14 protein-coding genes are annotated in these 16,351 nt (G+C 57.0%); 5 read left to right on the plus strand and 9 right to left on the minus strand.

Features of this window, described 5'->3' with window-relative positions:
• Nucleotides 1-61 precede the first annotated feature (61 nt).
• From DW806_RS10895 to DW806_RS15230, 4 genes are all read left to right on the plus strand, one after another.
• Nucleotides 62-817: an SDR family NAD(P)-dependent oxidoreductase gene (locus tag DW806_RS10895; protein ID WP_117751914.1), complete on the plus strand. Its 756-nt coding sequence runs from the start codon at nucleotides 62-64 to the stop codon at nucleotides 815-817.
• Nucleotides 814-1,614 carry a tRNA lysidine(34) synthetase gene (locus DW806_RS10900; protein WP_118729960.1) on the plus strand — a complete coding sequence of 267 codons (801 nt, stop codon included), beginning with the start codon at nucleotides 814-816 and terminating at the stop codon, nucleotides 1,612-1,614. The genes DW806_RS10895 and DW806_RS10900 overlap by 4 nt, the downstream gene beginning before the upstream one ends.
• 12 nt (nucleotides 1,615-1,626) lie before the next feature.
• Entirely contained in the window at nucleotides 1,627-3,120 is a 1,494-nt protein-coding gene (locus DW806_RS10905) for an AAA family ATPase (RefSeq protein WP_118729961.1), read from the plus strand.
• A gap of 111 nt (nucleotides 3,121-3,231) precedes the next feature.
• Nucleotides 3,232-3,369: a hypothetical protein gene (locus DW806_RS15230; protein WP_158578355.1), complete on the plus strand. Its 138-nt coding sequence runs from the start codon at nucleotides 3,232-3,234 to the stop codon at nucleotides 3,367-3,369.
• A gap of 18 nt (nucleotides 3,370-3,387) precedes the next feature.
• On the opposite strand, the gene DW806_RS10910 is transcribed toward DW806_RS15230, so the two are convergent.
• The 6 genes from DW806_RS10910 to DW806_RS10935 form a co-directional block, all read right to left on the minus strand.
• On the minus strand, nucleotides 3,388-4,821 hold the full coding sequence (locus DW806_RS10910; protein ID WP_118729962.1) for a hypothetical protein: 1,434 nt from the start codon (nucleotides 4,819-4,821) through the stop codon (nucleotides 3,388-3,390).
• Between the two features lies 1 nt (nucleotide 4,822).
• On the minus strand, nucleotides 4,823-5,641 hold the full coding sequence (locus tag DW806_RS10915; protein WP_118360885.1) for a sensor histidine kinase: 819 nt from the start codon (nucleotides 5,639-5,641) through the stop codon (nucleotides 4,823-4,825).
• A 9-nt stretch (nucleotides 5,642-5,650) separates the two neighbouring features.
• Nucleotides 5,651-7,234 (minus strand): response regulator transcription factor, encoded by a 1,584-nt coding sequence (locus tag DW806_RS10920; protein ID WP_118729963.1) that lies wholly within the window; start codon nucleotides 7,232-7,234, stop codon nucleotides 5,651-5,653.
• A 137-nt stretch (nucleotides 7,235-7,371) separates the two neighbouring features.
• Complete coding sequence (locus DW806_RS10925) at nucleotides 7,372-8,337, minus strand: sugar ABC transporter substrate-binding protein (RefSeq protein ID WP_118729964.1); 966 nt, start codon at nucleotides 8,335-8,337, stop codon at nucleotides 7,372-7,374.
• A gap of 92 nt (nucleotides 8,338-8,429) precedes the next feature.
• On the minus strand, nucleotides 8,430-9,374 hold the full coding sequence (locus DW806_RS10930) for an ABC transporter permease (RefSeq protein WP_118729965.1): 945 nt from the start codon (nucleotides 9,372-9,374) through the stop codon (nucleotides 8,430-8,432).
• A 15-nt stretch (nucleotides 9,375-9,389) separates the two neighbouring features.
• Entirely contained in the window at nucleotides 9,390-10,883 is a 1,494-nt protein-coding gene (locus DW806_RS10935; protein WP_118729966.1) for a sugar ABC transporter ATP-binding protein, read from the minus strand.
• A gap of 433 nt (nucleotides 10,884-11,316) precedes the next feature.
• Here DW806_RS10935 and DW806_RS10940 point away from each other — a divergent pair, with 433 nt between their 5' ends.
• On the plus strand, nucleotides 11,317-11,982 hold the full coding sequence (locus tag DW806_RS10940; RefSeq protein ID WP_118729967.1) for a tetratricopeptide repeat protein: 666 nt from the start codon (nucleotides 11,317-11,319) through the stop codon (nucleotides 11,980-11,982).
• Between the two features lie 187 nt (nucleotides 11,983-12,169).
• Here the strand turns inward: DW806_RS10940 and DW806_RS10945 are convergent, their stop codons facing one another.
• Genes DW806_RS10945 through DW806_RS10955 form a run of 3 tightly spaced genes read right to left on the minus strand, consistent with a single transcriptional unit; the run spans nucleotide 12,170 to nucleotide 16,289 of the window.
• Complete coding sequence (locus tag DW806_RS10945) at nucleotides 12,170-14,086, minus strand: sensor histidine kinase (protein ID WP_118729968.1); 1,917 nt, start codon at nucleotides 14,084-14,086, stop codon at nucleotides 12,170-12,172.
• Nucleotides 14,083-15,570: a hypothetical protein gene (locus tag DW806_RS10950; RefSeq protein ID WP_118729969.1), complete on the minus strand. Its 1,488-nt coding sequence runs from the start codon at nucleotides 15,568-15,570 to the stop codon at nucleotides 14,083-14,085. The genes DW806_RS10945 and DW806_RS10950 overlap by 4 nt, the downstream gene beginning before the upstream one ends.
• On the minus strand, nucleotides 15,567-16,289 hold the full coding sequence (locus DW806_RS10955; RefSeq protein WP_118729970.1) for a LytR/AlgR family response regulator transcription factor: 723 nt from the start codon (nucleotides 16,287-16,289) through the stop codon (nucleotides 15,567-15,569). The genes DW806_RS10950 and DW806_RS10955 overlap by 4 nt, the downstream gene beginning before the upstream one ends.
• Nucleotides 16,290-16,351: the final 62 nt, after the last annotated feature.

The raw sequence follows: 16,351 nt of genomic DNA on the forward strand, positions 1-16,351 counted from the left end.
CGCGGACAAGTCCGCATGGTACTATATAATAAGTTATCACAGTGATTTGGAGGGAATTTGCATGAAAGCACTCATCACGGGTGCGTCCTCTGGACTGGGACGCGAAATGGCGCGCTTGCTGGCGGCACGCGGCTACGAGCTGATCCTGTGCGCCCGCAGAGAGGAACGCCTGCGCGAACTGGCGGCAGAGCTGCCGGTACCGTGCCGCGTCATCGCGGCGGACGTGTCGGACGAGCAGGAATGCCGCCTGCTGTACGAGGCGGTACAGAGCGAGGAGTTGGAGGTCGTGATCAACAACGCGGGGTTCGGTCTGTTCGGCGAGTTTGTCACCGCCGATCTGGATGAGGAGCTGCGCATGATCGACACCAACGTGCGTGCCGTGCACATTCTCACCAAGCTGGCTGTGCGGGATTTTGTGCAGCGCGGACGCGGCTACATTCTCAACGTATCGTCCTCGGCGGGATTTTTGCCGGGACCGCTGATGGCGACCTATTACGCCACCAAAAACTATGTTCTACGTCTGACAGAAGCCTTGCGCGAGGAGCTGCGCCGCGCCGGTTCTCCGGTGCGTGTGTGCGCCCTCTGTCCGGGACCGGTGGACACCGAGTTCAACAAGGTCGCAGGCGTGCGGTTTTCGCTCTCCGGTCTGTCGGCAGAGCGTGTGGCGCGCGAAGCTGTTGACGGCCTGTTTGCCGGCAAGGCAGTTGTCGTTCCGGGTGCAGCCATGAAGGCCATGACACTGGCGCGGCATTTCGCGCCGGACAGCATTCTTGCCCGTATCACCTATCATTTTCAGCATAAGAAGGGCGCAAAATGACTGCAAAAGAGATAAAAAGGACGCTGCAAAGCGAATTTGTGCGTACATTGCGCAAGCCGTTCGTGGATGCGGTAAAAGCATATGGACTGGTAAAACCGAGCGATAAGGTTGCGGTCTGCATCTCGGGCGGCAAGGATTCCATGCTGCTGGCGCTGCTGCTGCAGGATTTGCAGCACACGGTGGATTTTGACCTCGTGTTCCTTGCAATGGACCCGGGTTATGCGCCGGAGGGCCGCAAGCACCTCGAGGAAAACGCGAAACGGCTGGACATTCCGCTCGAAATTTTCGATACCGATGTACTGCGCGTGGCAGGGGTGCATTCTGCCGAGCATCCGTGCTTCCTGTGCGCAAAGATGCGGCGCGGCTACCTGTATACCGAAGCACGCAAGCGCGGCTGTAATAAAATCGCGCTCGGTCATCACTACGATGATGCCATCGGCACCGTGCTGATGGGACTGATCTACGGCGGTCAGGTGCAGGCCATGCTGCCGCGCGTCAAGGCCAAGAATTACGAGGGCATGGAGCTGATCCGTCCGCTGTATTTCACGCGCGAGCAGAGCGTCATTGACTGGGCGGAATATTGCGGTCTGACCTTTCTGCCGTGCGACTGTCCGGCAAAAAAGCTGGAAAGCGACACCAAACGCGCGGAAATCAAGCAGCTGATCGCGTCTCTCGCGGCAAACAACCCGCAGATCGAAGCGAATATCTTCAACGCGGTCAAGAACGTCGATACTGCCAAGCTGCTCGGCTGGCGCGATGCGAACGGTAAACATAATTTTCTGGATCAATTTGACTAACGAGGCGCAGTTATGAACATCAAACGAGCAAAAAACGAAATCAAAAATGCGCTCAAGGCGTATCTCACGACCGATGAATTCGGCGCGTATCGTATTCCGCCGATTCGGCAGCGGCCAATCCTGCTGATGGGTCCTCCGGGCATCGGCAAAACGCAGATCATGCAGCAGATTGCCGAGGAGACCGGCGTCGGTCTTGTCTCCTACACGCTGACGCACCACACGCGCCAGTCCGCGCTCGGTCTGCCGTTCATCGACAAGGTGATGCTCGGCGGCGAGGAACGCACGGTCACCGCCTACACGATGAGCGAGATTATCGCTTCGGTGTACCGCGAAATGGAACGCACGGGCGTCAAAGAGGGCATTCTGTTCCTCGATGAAATCAACTGCATTTCCGAGACACTCACGCCGATGATGCTGCAGTTTCTGCAGTGCAAGACCTTCGGCAACCAGCAGCTGCCTGCCGGATGGGTGGTCGTAGCGGCCGGAAATCCGCCGGAATACAACAAATCCGTGCGGGAATTTGACGTGGTAACACTCGACCGCGTCAAAAAAATCGACATCGAAGAGGATTTCGGCGTGTGGAAGGAGTACGCGTACCGACGCGGCATCCATGGTGCCATCCTGTCCTATCTTGAGATCCGGCGCGAGCATTTTTACCGCGTAGAGACTACCGCCGACGGACTGCAGTTTGTCACCGCACGCGGCTGGGAGGATTTGTCCGAGCTGATGCAGGTGTACGAGTCGCTGGGTATTCCGGTTGATCGTCAGGTTGTGGAGCAGTATTTGCAGCTGCCGCAGGTGGCAAGCGATTTTGCAAATTATCTGCAGCTTTATGACAAATACAAGCAGGTTTACCGCGTAGATGAGCTGCTTTCCGGCACCTGGGAGCCGGTTCGCGCTTCCGAACTGCGGGACGCGCCGTTTGACGAAAAGCTGGGCGTACTCGGTCTGCTGCTAAGCCGGCTGGCAGACGGTGCCCGTGACGCGTACCGTCTGGATGCGCTGACCGATGCGCTTCATGCCGACCTGCTCGCCATCCGAGAAGGCGAAAAAGCCATCACTTCCCTGCCGGATGAAAAGCGTGCCGCGCTTGCAGACAAGCGAAACGGCGGCTCGTTCGACAAGGACGCGCTCTATGTCGCCTCCCGTGAGGTGGAACGTCTGGATGCCTACCGGCAGACGCTCACACTCGAAAAAGTACCCGAGGAGCAGCAGTTTGACCGTCTGAAGGCGCTTTTCTCCGCCGATGTGGACGCACGCGCAGCCGCCGCAGACAAGACCGATGCCGAACTGGCAAACGCATTTGCCTTCCTCGATGCCGCCATTCCGGACTCGCAGGAGCTGGTGCTGTTCGCTACCGAACTGACCGCGAACTGGTTTACCTCGTGGTTTATCCAGAACTTCGGGTGCGATGCGTATTTCGCGCATAACAAGCGCCTGCTGTTCGATGATACGCAGAAACAGCTTCTGCAGGATATTGAATCCGCAAGAAACGAAGAATCATGAACAGTTTATCCGGAAACCCGGTTGCGCATTAGGCTGCAGCCGGGTTTCCGGCATATGTAGAGGGTATTTCATCTGCGGTTTTCCACCGTCAAGAACGGGTTTGACCTCTCTATGGTTGCCATCAGCGCTGGATTGTGCCTGTTCCATTACTGCCCGTTTTACGGCATCGGTGTCGGCACAGTGCTCTCCGCACTGCTGCTCGGACGGGTCATCAAGCTTTTTGAGCTGCTCCCGCTGTCCGACGCATAAAAACGCCGTCTGCACACATCATTCCTTGATGTAGCGCAGACGGCGCAGAAACTCTTCGTTATCGGTTTTTTCGCAGATGGCGTCAATGCCGGACGAGATGATCCAGACCGCCATGCCGCGCCGCGCGCACAGCACCAGCATATCAATGATCATCTTGTGATGCGCCGATTCCTGTCCCGCGAACGGGAAAAAGCAGATCAGCAGCTTGGGATTGAGCAGATACCACCGATAATACGAAAACCGCAGACGATCGGGCAGTGACCATGCGCTGAGCGGACGCAGCAGCATTTCGCGCGGGAACCAGCGAGTCGCCTCCTCCAGAATACTGGAGACGAGCTTTTTGCGGATCAGCCACTTGTCTGCCTTAGGAATCAGACAGGTGCACAGATTGTCGAGCGCGGTCATGTTGTCAAACAGCACGCCGCCCGGTCGGTCGGGCTGCTCAATCTGGATGCCGATCTCAGTGCCGATGATACGGTTCAGCTCGCTGTGGTCGTAAATTCTGCCGTCCAGCCGGAAAATGCCGTTCTGCCAGCCCTGATTCCCCAGAAAGCAGTCGTGCAGACGGCGTCCGGTGCTGTAATTCTCATCGTGCAGAAAGGCGATCTCGCCGGCGCATATCTCGAAGGACAGCGGCGGCAGTGGCGGCAGGAACAGTTCAAATACGGAAAGCACCGTCTTGCCCTTTGCGGGCGCTGTGCGCTCCATCCATGCCGGACGGCTGGCACGCTCCCAACCGAGCAGCTCAAACAGGCGCGGGCCGTATTCCTCAGGATACAGCCGGAAAAAGGTGCGGCGCTCCTTAATCACATCAATGCGGCCGGCATAGCGGAACATGAACATCTCATCCATATCGAAAAGGAGCACCGCCATGCCATGCCCGAGCAGAAGCTGTACGCACTGCATCAGCCGGTCCTGATCCTGCCGGCGCAGTGCCTCTGTCAGCCGATCGAGGACGAGCAGCCGGCAGCCGGTGAACCATGCGCGGAACACCGAAAGCCGGTAATAATCCAGCACCGAAAGGTCGGCAAGGCGCGTCTCCCACGAATGCTCCAGCCCAAGTTGCCGCAGCATATCGGTCGCGGCAAGCGATTTCAGCCGTGCCGCACTGCGGTTCTTCTGCCGGTATGAGGTCGTTCTGCCAAGCGCCAGCACAAAATCGCGCATGGTCAGCTCCCTGCCCGCAAAGCGGGATTTGTCCACCAGCATGGTGTTCTGCCGGATCCAGTGCTCGATCACTGCGGCGCCTGTCTTGCTGCCGCAGCAGAAGGCGCGTCCGTCCGTCAGTGCAAGGCGTCCCTTGAAAAGATCCAGATATGCAGTACCGGAGGTCAAATACTCATCCACATATACGCCGATGCACTCGCCGCAGGAAACCGAGATATCAAACCGGTATTCGCCGGTATCGCTGCGGAATACACCATGCTCAATGCGTATCAGTTCTTCCTTCATATCACTCCTCCTGCAGCAGCAGCGGCAGTGTAACGCAGCATTCGGTACCGATTCCCTTCGCGCTGAATATCCGCAGACCGTAATTTTCTCCGAACATCAGCCGTATACGGCTGTTAACATTGCGCAGCGCAATGCCGCCGCGTTTGCGGCTGACGGCGTTCGCGCTGCCATGGGCAAACTCCTCGTTCAGCTGCTCCACCTGCTCCTCGGAAATACCGATTCCGTCGTCCTTGACGCGCAGGAACAGCGTGTTTTCGCTGTTTTCCACCGAAATATGTACGGTTCCCTGCCCTATCTTGCTCTCCAGACCATGCACGACGGCGTTTTCCACCAGCGGCTGCAGGATCAGCTTGGGCATACGCGCCTCAAGCAAATCCTCGTTTTCCATTTCCAGTTCCATATCCAGCTTGTCACCGAAGCGGCAGCGCTGGATGGTGAAATAGTTCTCGGCGTTGTCCAACTCGTCCGAAAAGGTGACATATTCCTGCACATTGGAGATGGTGTAGCGAAAAAAAGTCGCCAGTGCCTCGGTCGTCTCCGCGATGTCCTCGCAATCCGCCAAGAGCGCATCCGAACGGATCGCCTCAAGCGCATTGTACAGAAAATGCGGATTGATCTGGTTTTGCAGCGCCAGATACTCCGCCTGCTTCTGCCGCAGGCGGGTGATCTCCTCGCCGTGCAGACGATCCTCGATCTCGTGGAAAAAGGCAAAAATATCGCGGCAGCGGCTCCAATCCTCGTGCAGCACCGCGTCCAGATTGCCGTCCCGCCGATAGCGGCGCAGCGCCCGGCGCAGCTTCCATTGTGTTTTCAGCCACATGCCCTTCACCTACCTGTACAGCTTTTTATAGTCCGACGGACTGATTCCGGTGGTTTTCTTGAACAGGCGGGAAAAATATTTCAGGTCACGGTATCCAACCTGTTCGGCAACGTCCTGCACCGAGCATTCATCGCCGCACAGCAATTCCTTCGCCTTATTCATGCGCAGCTCGGTCAGATAATCCATGAAATTCTGTCCGGTCTCCTTTTTGAACATGGCGGAAAAGTAGGTCGCGTTGAAGCCGACCGCATTGCTGACATCCTCGAGCCGCAGAGATTCCTGATAATGCTGCTGGATAAAGTGCTTTGCGTCCGTAATGGGACGCGCTTCGCGCTGAGAGCGCTCCCGGCGCAGGCGGTTCAGCTCACCGCTGACGCCGTCCTGCAGCAGCCGAAGCAGCTCCTGTGCGTTGGTACACTGCCACAGTCCGTCCTCCATGCGCTGATAGAACTGCTCATCGGCGCTGCCGTCCTGCTGCAAGCCGTAGCGCACCGCAGTTAGTATCTGCCGAAACCAGTCCTCCAGCATTTGTCCCCAGAGCGGCTGCATAGACATAACTGCGCGGTAGCTGTCCTCCAGCTCCTCGGCGTACTGCTCGGTGTTCAGACATGCGGCAGCCTCCTGAAAGCGACACTTCTGCGCGCCGTCCAGCGTATAATGCAGGGAAAAATCCGGTGTTTCGGCTTCGGCGTCCCGCCAGTTCGGTGTGTGGCACAGACCGTCGATGCACAGCCAAAGCGCCTCCTTCAGCGAAACGGACAGCTTTTCTGCGGTGCTCTGCCGACTGCCAAGGCAGACGGCGGCGCGAATGCCCCAGAACAGGTCGCGCTGCTTTTCGATCTCCTTGCGTATCTTGGTGAAGCACCGCTTGACCTCGACCGGCTGATACTCCGGCGTATACACGGCCGCCACGATACCCTCGCGGCGTGCCGATGCCACAAAGCCGCAGTCCATCTGTCCCAGCTCCTGCCGGACGATCTCGAGCGCGTGCTTCTGCATGGCACGGAAGCCGTCCTGATTTTCTGCCGCGGACGGAATATTCGGCTTGATAACAGCCGCAAAGTAGCTGCCGCCTTCGGGCAGACCACGCTCCAGATCAAACGAGCGCACGGTGCTCGAGGTGCGTACACCGCCGCGCACCTCAGTCATCAGGGTGTCGATGATGCGCTCCTGCTCGCGCTCGCTGCTCTTTTTCAAGCGGTACTCTATCGCTGCTTCCTCGCCCATCTTCTCCTTGAGGCTGATCAGCAAATCGACCATTTCCTCCTGCTTGAGCGGCTTAAGCAGATAGCCTTCTACGCCGTATTTGAGCGCATTCTGCGCATATTCAAACTGGCGGTAGCCGCTGACGATGATAAAATGCAGTCCCGGCTGAATCTGCTTTGCCTGCCGAATGAGGTCAATGCCGTCGCAGCCGGGCATGCGGATATCGGTCACCAGCAAGTGCGGCTTCTTTTCGCGCACTTGATCGAGTGCGCTTATACCGTCGCTCGCTATGCCGACAATCTCAAAGCCAAGACCTTCCCAGTCAATCAGCTTGCGCATCAGCAGCAGGACCTTTTTTTCATCATCTGCCAGTACGACCCTTAACATACATATTCCCCTTTGAAGGTAATTTTAGGAAAATGAATTTCGCTTGTTGATAAGAAAAAGGGAAAACGTATCCGTTTTCCCTTTTTCTTATTCATAATAACACTGTTTACAAGGATTTGCAAAGTGTTTCCGAGAGATTACTCGTAATCGCCTACGTTGCTGGAGTCGATCCAGGTGTTGTCGGTTACGATCTCGGTAGTGTCGAGGGTTTCACCCTTGAGCAGCTTAACAGCAGCCTCGATGCCGTTTGCAGCCATAGCGCCGCCGTTCTGAGAAACGGTACCGGTGATGCGGCCGTCCTGAATAGCCTCAAAGCCGTCCGGCGTGCCGTCAACGCCTGTGATAACGATACCGGAGTTTGCACCTGCTGCGTTGCCGGCGCCTACTGCCATGCCGTCGTTCTCACAAACGATAGCATCCAGATCGTAAGCGGACAGCCAGCTCTCAACAGTGGACTGTGCGCTTGCGGTATCCCACTGGCAGTCAGCCGGAGCAACGACCTGCTTGATCTCGGGGTAGTTCTTCAGAATGTTCTCGTAGCCTTCCATACGCTGCAGACCGCCTGCGTCGCCGGACGGGCCGGTCAGGATAGCGATGTTGCCCTTGCCGCCGAGGAGCTTTGCAACCTGCTCCATCTCGGTTTCGCCGGCCTTTACGTTGTTGCCGTAGGAAACAGCGGAGATGCCGTTGTTCTGCCAGTCGGTGCAGGCCGAGATGATGTTGATCATAACAACGCCGGAATCAGCTGCGGACTTTGCAGCATCAGCAAGGCCGTCCGGATCAACAGGCTCGAACAGGATGGCATCATAGCCCTCGGATACGCACTGCTCAATCTGGCTGATCTGGGTAGCGGCGTCCTGATCGGCACTCAGAATGGTCAGGTCAACGCCCAGCTCGTCAGCCTTGGCCTCAGCAGCCTCGGATACGGCAATCTGGAATGCGTTGGTCTGGTGCTGCTGGATGAGGGCGATCTTGTAGGAATCGCTGCCGGAATCAGCACCGGAATCGGTGCCTGCATCAGAACCGGTGGAAGTACCACCGCAGGCAGCCAGACTCAGAGTCATGGCACCGGTAAGCAGCATAGCGAGAAGTCTCTTTTTCATTTTCTTTTTCCTCCTTAGAGAAGTTGTGGTTATGATAGGAGGAGAGAGGAGCGTTCGCACGCTCCTGCGGTCCTCACAGTCAACAATGGAAATCAGTTTTTCTTGGTCTTGCCCTTTACGTCGATCAGAACGGCTACCACGATGATAACGCCCTTGACGATCTTCTGCCAGTGGGACGATACGCCCATGATATCCAGACCGTTTGCGATAACGGTGATCAGCAGACAGCCGATGACAACGCCCCACGGCTTGCCTACGCCGCCGGTCATGGATACGCCGCCGACTACGCACGCGGTGATGGCATCCATCTCGTAGCTCTCGGCTGCGGTCGGCTGGCCGATGGTAACGCGGGAGGTCATCAGGAAGCCGCACAGACCAGCCAGCAGGCCGGCAATGGCGAACGTGGAGATGCGGATCGCGGTGGTGTTGATGCCGGAAACGCGGGCTGCCTGCAGATTGCCGCCGCAAGCGTAAACACGTCGTCCGTAAACCGTTTTAGATAAAACAAATGCACAGATGATGATAACGATTACAAGAAAGATGGACAGCATCGGAATGCCTGCGATAGAAGATGCAGCGACAGCCTTGTAGCCCTTGCTGATGCCGGTGATCGGCTTGCCGTTGGAGGTCAGCAGCGCCAGACCACGCACAGCCGTCATCGAGCCGAGTGTCATAATAAACGGGGGCAAATCGCCGATGGCAACGCCGATACCGTTTACCATGCCGACTGCCAGACCGGCCAGCATCGCAATGACCAGCGGCACGATCAGCGGCAGGTCACCCTTGCCGAGCAGCGCTGCCAGAATGCCGGTGAATGCTACGGTAGAGCCGACCGACATATCAAATCCGCCCGCAATAATGACGAACATCATGCCGAACGCCAGAATGCCGTTGATGGAAGCCTGCTTGAGGATGTTGACGAGGTTGTTCGGGCTGATGAAGCTGGGCTTCAGAATGGTCAGCGCAACGACCAGTACGATAAAGATCAGGAAGATGAAGTATTCACTGATCAGTCCTTTAAGATTTTTCTGTTTCATGTTGTTCCCCTTCCTTTATACTTCAAGCGCGGATGCCAGCGTCATGATGCGTTCCTGCGAGAACTCGTTGCGCTTCACCTCGCCGGAGAGATTGCCTTCGCACATTACCATGATGCGGTCGCAGACGCCCATCAGTTCGGGGATCTCGGACGAAATCATGATAACCGCCTTGCCCTGCTGCACCAGCTTGCCGAGCAGCAGATAAATATCGCGCTTAGCACCGACGTCAATGCCGCGGGTCGGCTCATCGAGAATGATGACGTCCGGATCGTTCAGCAGCCACTTGGCGATAACGATCTTCTGCTGGTTGCCGCCGGACAGGTTGCCCGCGATCTGGTCGCCGGAAGGAGTTTTGATATTCAGCTTTTTGATGTACTCCATGGAAGCGGCGCGTGCCTTGCCCTTGTTATAAAGGCCATGGCTGAGCAGCTTCTTGATCGCTACCATGGCGATATTGTCGTTTACCGAACCGCTGAGGTTCAAACCGGTGACCTTACGGTCCTCGGTGATGAGGGCCACGCCCTCCTTGATGATATCCTTCGGAGAGTGGACCTTGATTTTTTTGCCCTTGACAAAAATCTCACCCTGCGACAGCTCGTGCATACCGAAGATGCCTTCCACCAGTTCGCTTCGACCTGCGCCTACCAGACCGCCGATGCCGAGAATCTCGCCGCGGCGAACCGAAAGGCTGACGCCCTTTACCTTGTTGTCGGCGCGAACGATGTTCTTTGCCTCAAAGATCACATCGCCGATCTCCGCATCCAGCTTGGGGAATACATCGGTGATTTCGCGGCCGACCATCATCTTGATGAGCTGCGACTCGTCCAGATCCTTAGTATCGCCCGAGCCGATGTACTGACCATCGCGGTAAACGCTGACGCGGTCGCAGATGGAGAAGATCTCGTCCATGCGGTGCGAAATGTAGATGATTGCAACGCCCTTTGCCGTCAGGCTGCGGATATGCTCGAACAGCAGCTCGACCTCACGGTCGGTGATAGCGGCGGTCGGCTCGTCCATGACAATGACCTTGGCGTTGATGGAAATTGCCTTGATGATCTCGATCAATTGGCACTGTGCAACGGTGAGGTTGCGCAGCTTTTCCTTCGGGGAAACGTGCAGACCGCACTCCTTGATGAGCTTTTCCGCTTCTGCGATCTCTGTCTTTGCATCGACCAGACCGTTTTTGCGGAGCTCGCGTCCGACGAAGATATTTTCATACACGGACATATCCAGAATCGGGTTCAGCTCCTGATGGATCATGGCAACACCATGGTCCATGGCTTCCTTCGGGTTAGAAACGTGATACGGCTGACCGTTGAAGATGATCTCGCCGCCCTCGTCCTTGGTGTAAATGCCCATCAGAATTTTCATCAGGGTGGATTTACCGGCACCGTTCTCGCCCATCAGCGCGTGAACCTCGCCCGGCTTCACTTGAAGCTGCACATGATCAAGCGCCTTTACGCCCGGGAAAGACTTGCTGATATCTTTCATTTCCAGTACATACTCCATGCTGCTCTTCCCTCCTCATGTGTCATTTCTTTGTGATAATTTTATCAAAGCCGCCGAAATTAGAAAACACACAATCTTCACATTAGGGGTGATAATTTTTAGTTTTTTTACAAATACGGCACTTTGCTTAAAACACTGTATTTCAAATTGTGCAGATTGACAATATCTTTTGTGTACACCGATTCAAATGTACGCAGAGCAGCAGGTCCCTGCACAGTGCATTTCCTGTGCAGAGACCTTGGGAAACACCGCACAATTAAAGCACTCTTGTTCAATTATAGTGAAGATTTCCATCGGAGTGAGAAACCGCTCATCTGAGTAGAGCTTATACATCACGGCAGTGTGGAAAGCCGCTATGCGGATAACCTGTTTTCACCGTTTCGATGCAGAAACAGTGAACCCAACGGCAAAATGAAAAGATGAGATGCAGCTTATGCGCAGCAGAGATACAGAAAAGACGATAAGAGAGCTTCAGCAGTTCCTGCGCGAGCATGAGGACGAAATCACTGATGAGGACAGCATGCATCGTCTGGCGATAACCTTTATGTCGCAGCACAACAGCCGGTTGCAGCCGAAACAGACCGAGCCGGAAGACGCATCCGATTATCTGGAGCTGGCGAGCTATAGAACCAGACCGTATATGCGGGTCTGCTATACCTATTTTCAAACATTGATCGAGTGCGGCATGATGCGCTGCGCAATCAACGAGGGAGAACGCCTGCTGAAGCTGTCCGAGGGTGATAGCCTCGGCGTTCGTGATCAGCTGATGCACCTGTACGCCTATACCGAGGACGAAATGCATGCGCTGGCGCTGCACAAAAAGTACGGCGGATATGAGGAAACGCAGATGCTGCTTCCGCTGGCCATTCTGTACTACAAGCAGAACCAGTTCGACAAGGCGAAAGACTATTTGAACCGCCTTGCTAAAGTAAACCGAGACACAAAGAAATTCATGCGTCTGGAGGCGAAGCACGATGGGTACAGCCTGCGTATGGAACGGGGAATGCACGGCTATCGGCCGGGCACCATTGAAGAACTGGTAGACGCGTATTTGAACTCGACCTATCTGTTCAATGCAACGCCGTATTTCATCCAGTAGGCATATCAATATCTGCGCACGCAGACTGCCTCGAAGAAGAAAAAGCCGAAAAACGAGGAGTAAGTCCGAGAGCCGCAGCGAATAACGAAGATGACAAGAACCCGATACGGTGTAAAGCACGGTATCGGGTTCTTGTTCTGTTTCATAAATAGGACATGGGGCTACGTCCAAGCAGGTGTTTTCCTCGCTATTCTTCTTCATCCGCACGTTCCGGCAGGATGAGCACCACGCGGAATATGCTTTCCTGCGGCTCGAACTCCACCGTTCCGCCAAGACGGCGAGTCAGCTCGCGCACCGAGGCGGTTCCGATTCCGCTGCCCGTATGCTTGCGCGAAAGGAACGCACTGCCGCGCCGGTTCACCTCGCCGTCATAGCTGTTTTCGAGCACCACATACAGCCGCCGAAACTGCTGCTTCATGTGCAGGCAGATGGACTTTTCCGTGCTTTCGGGCAGTCTCCAGCACGCCTCCAGCGCATTTTCCAGCAGATTCCCCAGTATGGTGCAGAACTGCACGCTGAACGCAGCAGTATCCTCGGACAGCTCGGCGCGAACCGACACCCGAATTCCTGTGCGCCGCGCAGAGCTGACATAATAGTACAGCATCGCATCCACCGCCGGATCGTGGCAGTAGCTTTCCGGTCGGGTCGCTTCGGACAGCGCAGTAATGCGGCTGATATACGCGAGCTGCGCCTCCGGATCGCCCGCCATACCCGCAATCGTGCGCAGATGCTGTCGGAAATCGTGCCGCTGGCGGCGGCTTTCCTCAATCTTCTCCGAAATCTGCGCAAAATGCGCCTTCTGCATGGCAAGCTGCCGCGCCATCTGCCGCTGCTCCTCCGTAAAGGTCAGGCTGCGTCGGTAGCCCTGTGCGATATCCTGCCAGAACACCGCGCCCAGCACGCACACCAACAGCAGACAACCCCATTCATAAAACCATTTGCCGAGAATCGGCTCGTAGGCAGGCAGCAGGCAGTCCCACAAAAACAGCGTGCCGTAGAAAATATCCGCGCAGAACAGCGCTCCGGCGTGCCATTCCCGTCGGCGCGCCGCATAGAGGGCCGAGCCGAGCAGATAGACTGTCACCGCCAGCCGAAACAGCACCGTCAGATCGGAAAATGCGCGGATACCCCATTCGGACAGGTGCGCGGCACACGCACCGCACAGCAGCGCCGCACCACATATGCCGGCGCAGACCAGAACCGCCGCCTTGCGCACGGCATTCGGCAGCGCACAAATACGTCCATGCAGCAGAACGATCAGCAGCGTGGTCAGGTAGCCGCTGACCAGCTCGATGGTGTACCAAGGCTGCACCGGCAGCGCCTTCAGCGCATGAACGACCGGACCGGACAGCAGCACTGCCGCGCTCAGACTCAGCAGCAGAAACAGCCGTGAATTGGGCGGGCACCGCATGGAGCCGAGACACAGCCACAGCGCAAAGGACGCAAACAGCAGCATAAGTGTCAGCATAGCGGCGGAGATGCACACGCGCACCGCACGCTGGGTATTCACGCCCAGCGCTGTGCCGAACGCCGGCGGATAGGTCATACCGCTGTATATCCAGCTTTCATCTCGCACCGCCAGCAGCAGGCGCACCGTGCCGCTGCCCTTAAAGCTGACCGCACGGTTTTGCAGCCGCGAGCGGTACTGCTCGGCGTTCGTCTCGCCCGCGGAGAGCACCAGCTCGTCATCAATATAAAACCGGTAAGCGGAAAAGATCTCGGGCAGCTCGATCAAATACCGCCGCGGCGTTTCGGGCAGCAGCAGCGTCAGCATATAGGTGCCGCAGCCATGCGGCGTCCGTTCCGTGCTGCCGAAAGCAAAATTGCTGTATGCGCCAATCTGCACGGAACGAACGGTGCTTTTATCGCGGTTTTCGCAGGTTTTCGGGGAAAGCAGCACATCGGGATAGAAATTCCAGCCGTTCCACAGGCTGCGCACCGGATACGCCGCCAAATCGTCCTCAGAAACGAACAGCGTTCCGGCGATTGCCTGCGGCGCAGACTGCGTATATTTGTTGTCATAGTGGTACAACAGCAGGCAGAACGCAGATGCCGCCGTAAATACCAGCAAAGCCGTCAGCAAACGGCGAAAGAACCGGCTCACAGGTGTTTCCTCCACCACATCAGACCGAAAACTGCCGCCAGCACGGCCGCGCCTGCAGCCGCAAACGGCAGCTTCTGTTCCGGTTCGGCAGGTGCTTCTGCCTCATCGGTCGTCAGCGTCATACCGTCCGGCAGGTCGATCTTCTCTCCGTTCAGTCGCAGTTCCGCCTGTGCTCTGCCCTCTGCCGATCGAGTGAGCGTAACCGCAAGAGTATCCGCATCGGTCAGCTCCAGCGCCCGCAGCGCATCGGACGGCAGCGAGAAGGCAACGCCGTTTTTGTTCAGTGTCAGCGGCTCGTCCATGTCGATGAGCGCCCGCAGGCGCGTGCCGGAGAGCACCGCGCCGTCTGCGGTGTCCTGCTCGAGGACGGGCGCGGTCTGTGCCGGTTCCTCTGTATTTTCGGGTTCCTCGGTCGGTTTTATCGGCTCCTCCGGCGTTTCGGTCGACGGCGTTTCCGGCTCGTCCGCCGCCGGTTCGGAGGTACTCGGTCGATGATGCGAGCCGCCCGAATGTGAGCCGCCGGGCGATGGCTGAATAATATCCGGCAGATAGGTATCCTCACCGCCGCCGTCGCGGCTGCCCGCACTGTAGCCGTGCTTGAGCGGAGCGACGTCGTATGTAAAGGTCAGAATGCCGGTCTGCCCTCCGGGATATTCCACCTGCAATGCACAGGTCGTTCCCGATATCAGTCCGCAGGTCTGCGGATAGAGTTTCAGCGCGTCCGTCCCGACCGAAATCCCGCGCGTCAGCGCCTCCCATGCACCGTTTTCCCGCTTAAGCCATACCGTGAACCGGTCGCGCTGCGCCTTTTGCTCCTCGGTCAGCACCCACGGAAAAATCATCTGACCGCGTGCCGTGATAAACTCACCGATCTCCGGCTTTCCGGTCTGCTGTACGCTCACGCGACAGCGAATCATCGGCGCTTCCACGCCCTCGGCAAGCGAAAAGCACGCTCTGTCCTCCCCATCGACCAAAAGCAGCGGCGCCACAGCATCATACACGCCGGGCGTATTCCAATCGACCGCCGACAGCTCCCACGCTCCGGTGAAAAAGTCGTAGGGTGTGCCATCCGCATCATAGCCGCACAAGCCGTCTCTCGCATCACAGAAAAAGGCGTGCAGCGCGTTCGCATCTCCGCAGGCAATCGCGGCTACGTCAACATTCACCTGTGTGTCGAAGCGCGTCAGCACGATGGTTTTCGGTTCCGGTTCGGGCGTGGATTCGGGCGGTTCGGGTTCCGGCTCGATCAAAAAGCCGCTGTCCATATCGGGTTCTGACGGCTGAATCGCGCCGTTTTCCTCATTTTCGTCCGATACTTCCAGCGTTTCCTCGATGGTTTCCGTATCGGCAGGCTGATTTTCCGCAACAGCAGGCGGCTGCTCCGCGCCGTGCTCCGGCAGGTCCGGCAGTTCGTACGCCAATGCCGCGCCGGTACACGCTGCCGCGCACAGCAGCGGCAAAATCAGCTTCGCATATGCTCTCATAATCCCCTCTCCATTTCCCGCAGGGCAAACGCCTGAAAGCTGCGCAGCACCTCGCTGCGGCAGCGCCGCGCAATCGGCAGACGAAGTCCGTTATCCATAATAAAATCACTGCCCTCCTGCGCGGCTATATGCCCGAGTTGGATTAAAATACCGCGCCCGATGCCGAGAAAACGGTTGTCCGTCTCCAGCGGCGCGGTCAGTTCGGCAAAGGTCGCTGCACTCTCAATACTGTACTCACACAGGCGCACCACGCCATGCCGTGCGATCGACTCGATGCACACAATCTCCCGCCGGGAAAGCATCTGCACGCCGCTTTTGGTGGGTACAGTCAAAAGATCGGACGGATCGGGCGCAGGAAAGCAGAAATCCAACGCCTGCCGCAGGCGCTCCTCGGCAAAGGGCTTAACCAAATAGTAGGTGGCGCGCACCGCATAGCTTTCCAACATAAACTCCTGGCTGGTGGTAAGGAAAATGATCCGGCAAGCCGGGTCGCGGTGATACAGCAGCCGCGCGACCTCCATGCCGCTGACCTCGCCCATGTAAATATCAATAAATGCGGCGTCATACCGTCTGGGCACGAACGCGGCGGTAAATTCCTCGCCGGAGGCAAACTCCTCGATGGTGAACGCAGCGCCGCGCGGTGCAAGCTCCCGCTCGAGCGCCTCCCGCAGAACCGCGCGGTCGGCGGACAGATCATCTATAATTGCGATACGCAGCATACAACGCCTCCTGAATAAACTATTCCATTTTCATTATAGCACAAAAACAACGCGGTCGAGCA

The organism is Butyricicoccus sp. AM32-19 (assembly GCF_003480365.1).
Classification (GTDB): domain Bacteria; phylum Bacillota; class Clostridia; order Oscillospirales; family Butyricicoccaceae; genus Agathobaculum; species Agathobaculum butyriciproducens.

What these genes read in the sequence shown, in the direction of transcription:
- DW806_RS10895 (WP_117751914.1), top strand. Translation starts at nt 62, where the DNA reads ATGAAAGCACTCATCACGGGTGCGTCCTCTGGACTGGGACGCGAAATG.
- DW806_RS10900 (WP_118729960.1), top strand. Translation starts at nt 814, where the DNA reads ATGACTGCAAAAGAGATAAAAAGGACGCTGCAAAGCGAATTTGTGCGT.
- DW806_RS10905 (WP_118729961.1), top strand. Translation starts at nt 1,627, where the DNA reads ATGAACATCAAACGAGCAAAAAACGAAATCAAAAATGCGCTCAAGGCG.
- DW806_RS15230 (WP_158578355.1), top strand. Translation starts at nt 3,232, where the DNA reads ATGGTTGCCATCAGCGCTGGATTGTGCCTGTTCCATTACTGCCCGTTT.
- DW806_RS10910 (WP_118729962.1), bottom strand. Translation starts at nt 4,821, where the DNA reads ATGAAGGAAGAACTGATACGCATTGAGCATGGTGTATTCCGCAGCGAT.
- DW806_RS10915 (WP_118360885.1), bottom strand. Translation starts at nt 5,641, where the DNA reads ATGTGGCTGAAAACACAATGGAAGCTGCGCCGGGCGCTGCGCCGCTAT.
- DW806_RS10920 (WP_118729963.1), bottom strand. Translation starts at nt 7,234, where the DNA reads ATGTTAAGGGTCGTACTGGCAGATGATGAAAAAAAGGTCCTGCTGCTG.
- DW806_RS10925 (WP_118729964.1), bottom strand. Translation starts at nt 8,337, where the DNA reads ATGAAAAAGAGACTTCTCGCTATGCTGCTTACCGGTGCCATGACTCTG.
- DW806_RS10930 (WP_118729965.1), bottom strand. Translation starts at nt 9,374, where the DNA reads ATGAAACAGAAAAATCTTAAAGGACTGATCAGTGAATACTTCATCTTC.
- DW806_RS10935 (WP_118729966.1), bottom strand. Translation starts at nt 10,883, where the DNA reads ATGGAGTATGTACTGGAAATGAAAGATATCAGCAAGTCTTTCCCGGGC.
- DW806_RS10940 (WP_118729967.1), top strand. Translation starts at nt 11,317, where the DNA reads ATGCGCAGCAGAGATACAGAAAAGACGATAAGAGAGCTTCAGCAGTTC.
- DW806_RS10950 (WP_118729969.1), bottom strand. Translation starts at nt 15,570, where the DNA reads ATGAGAGCATATGCGAAGCTGATTTTGCCGCTGCTGTGCGCGGCAGCG.
- DW806_RS10955 (WP_118729970.1), bottom strand. Translation starts at nt 16,289, where the DNA reads ATGCTGCGTATCGCAATTATAGATGATCTGTCCGCCGACCGCGCGGTT.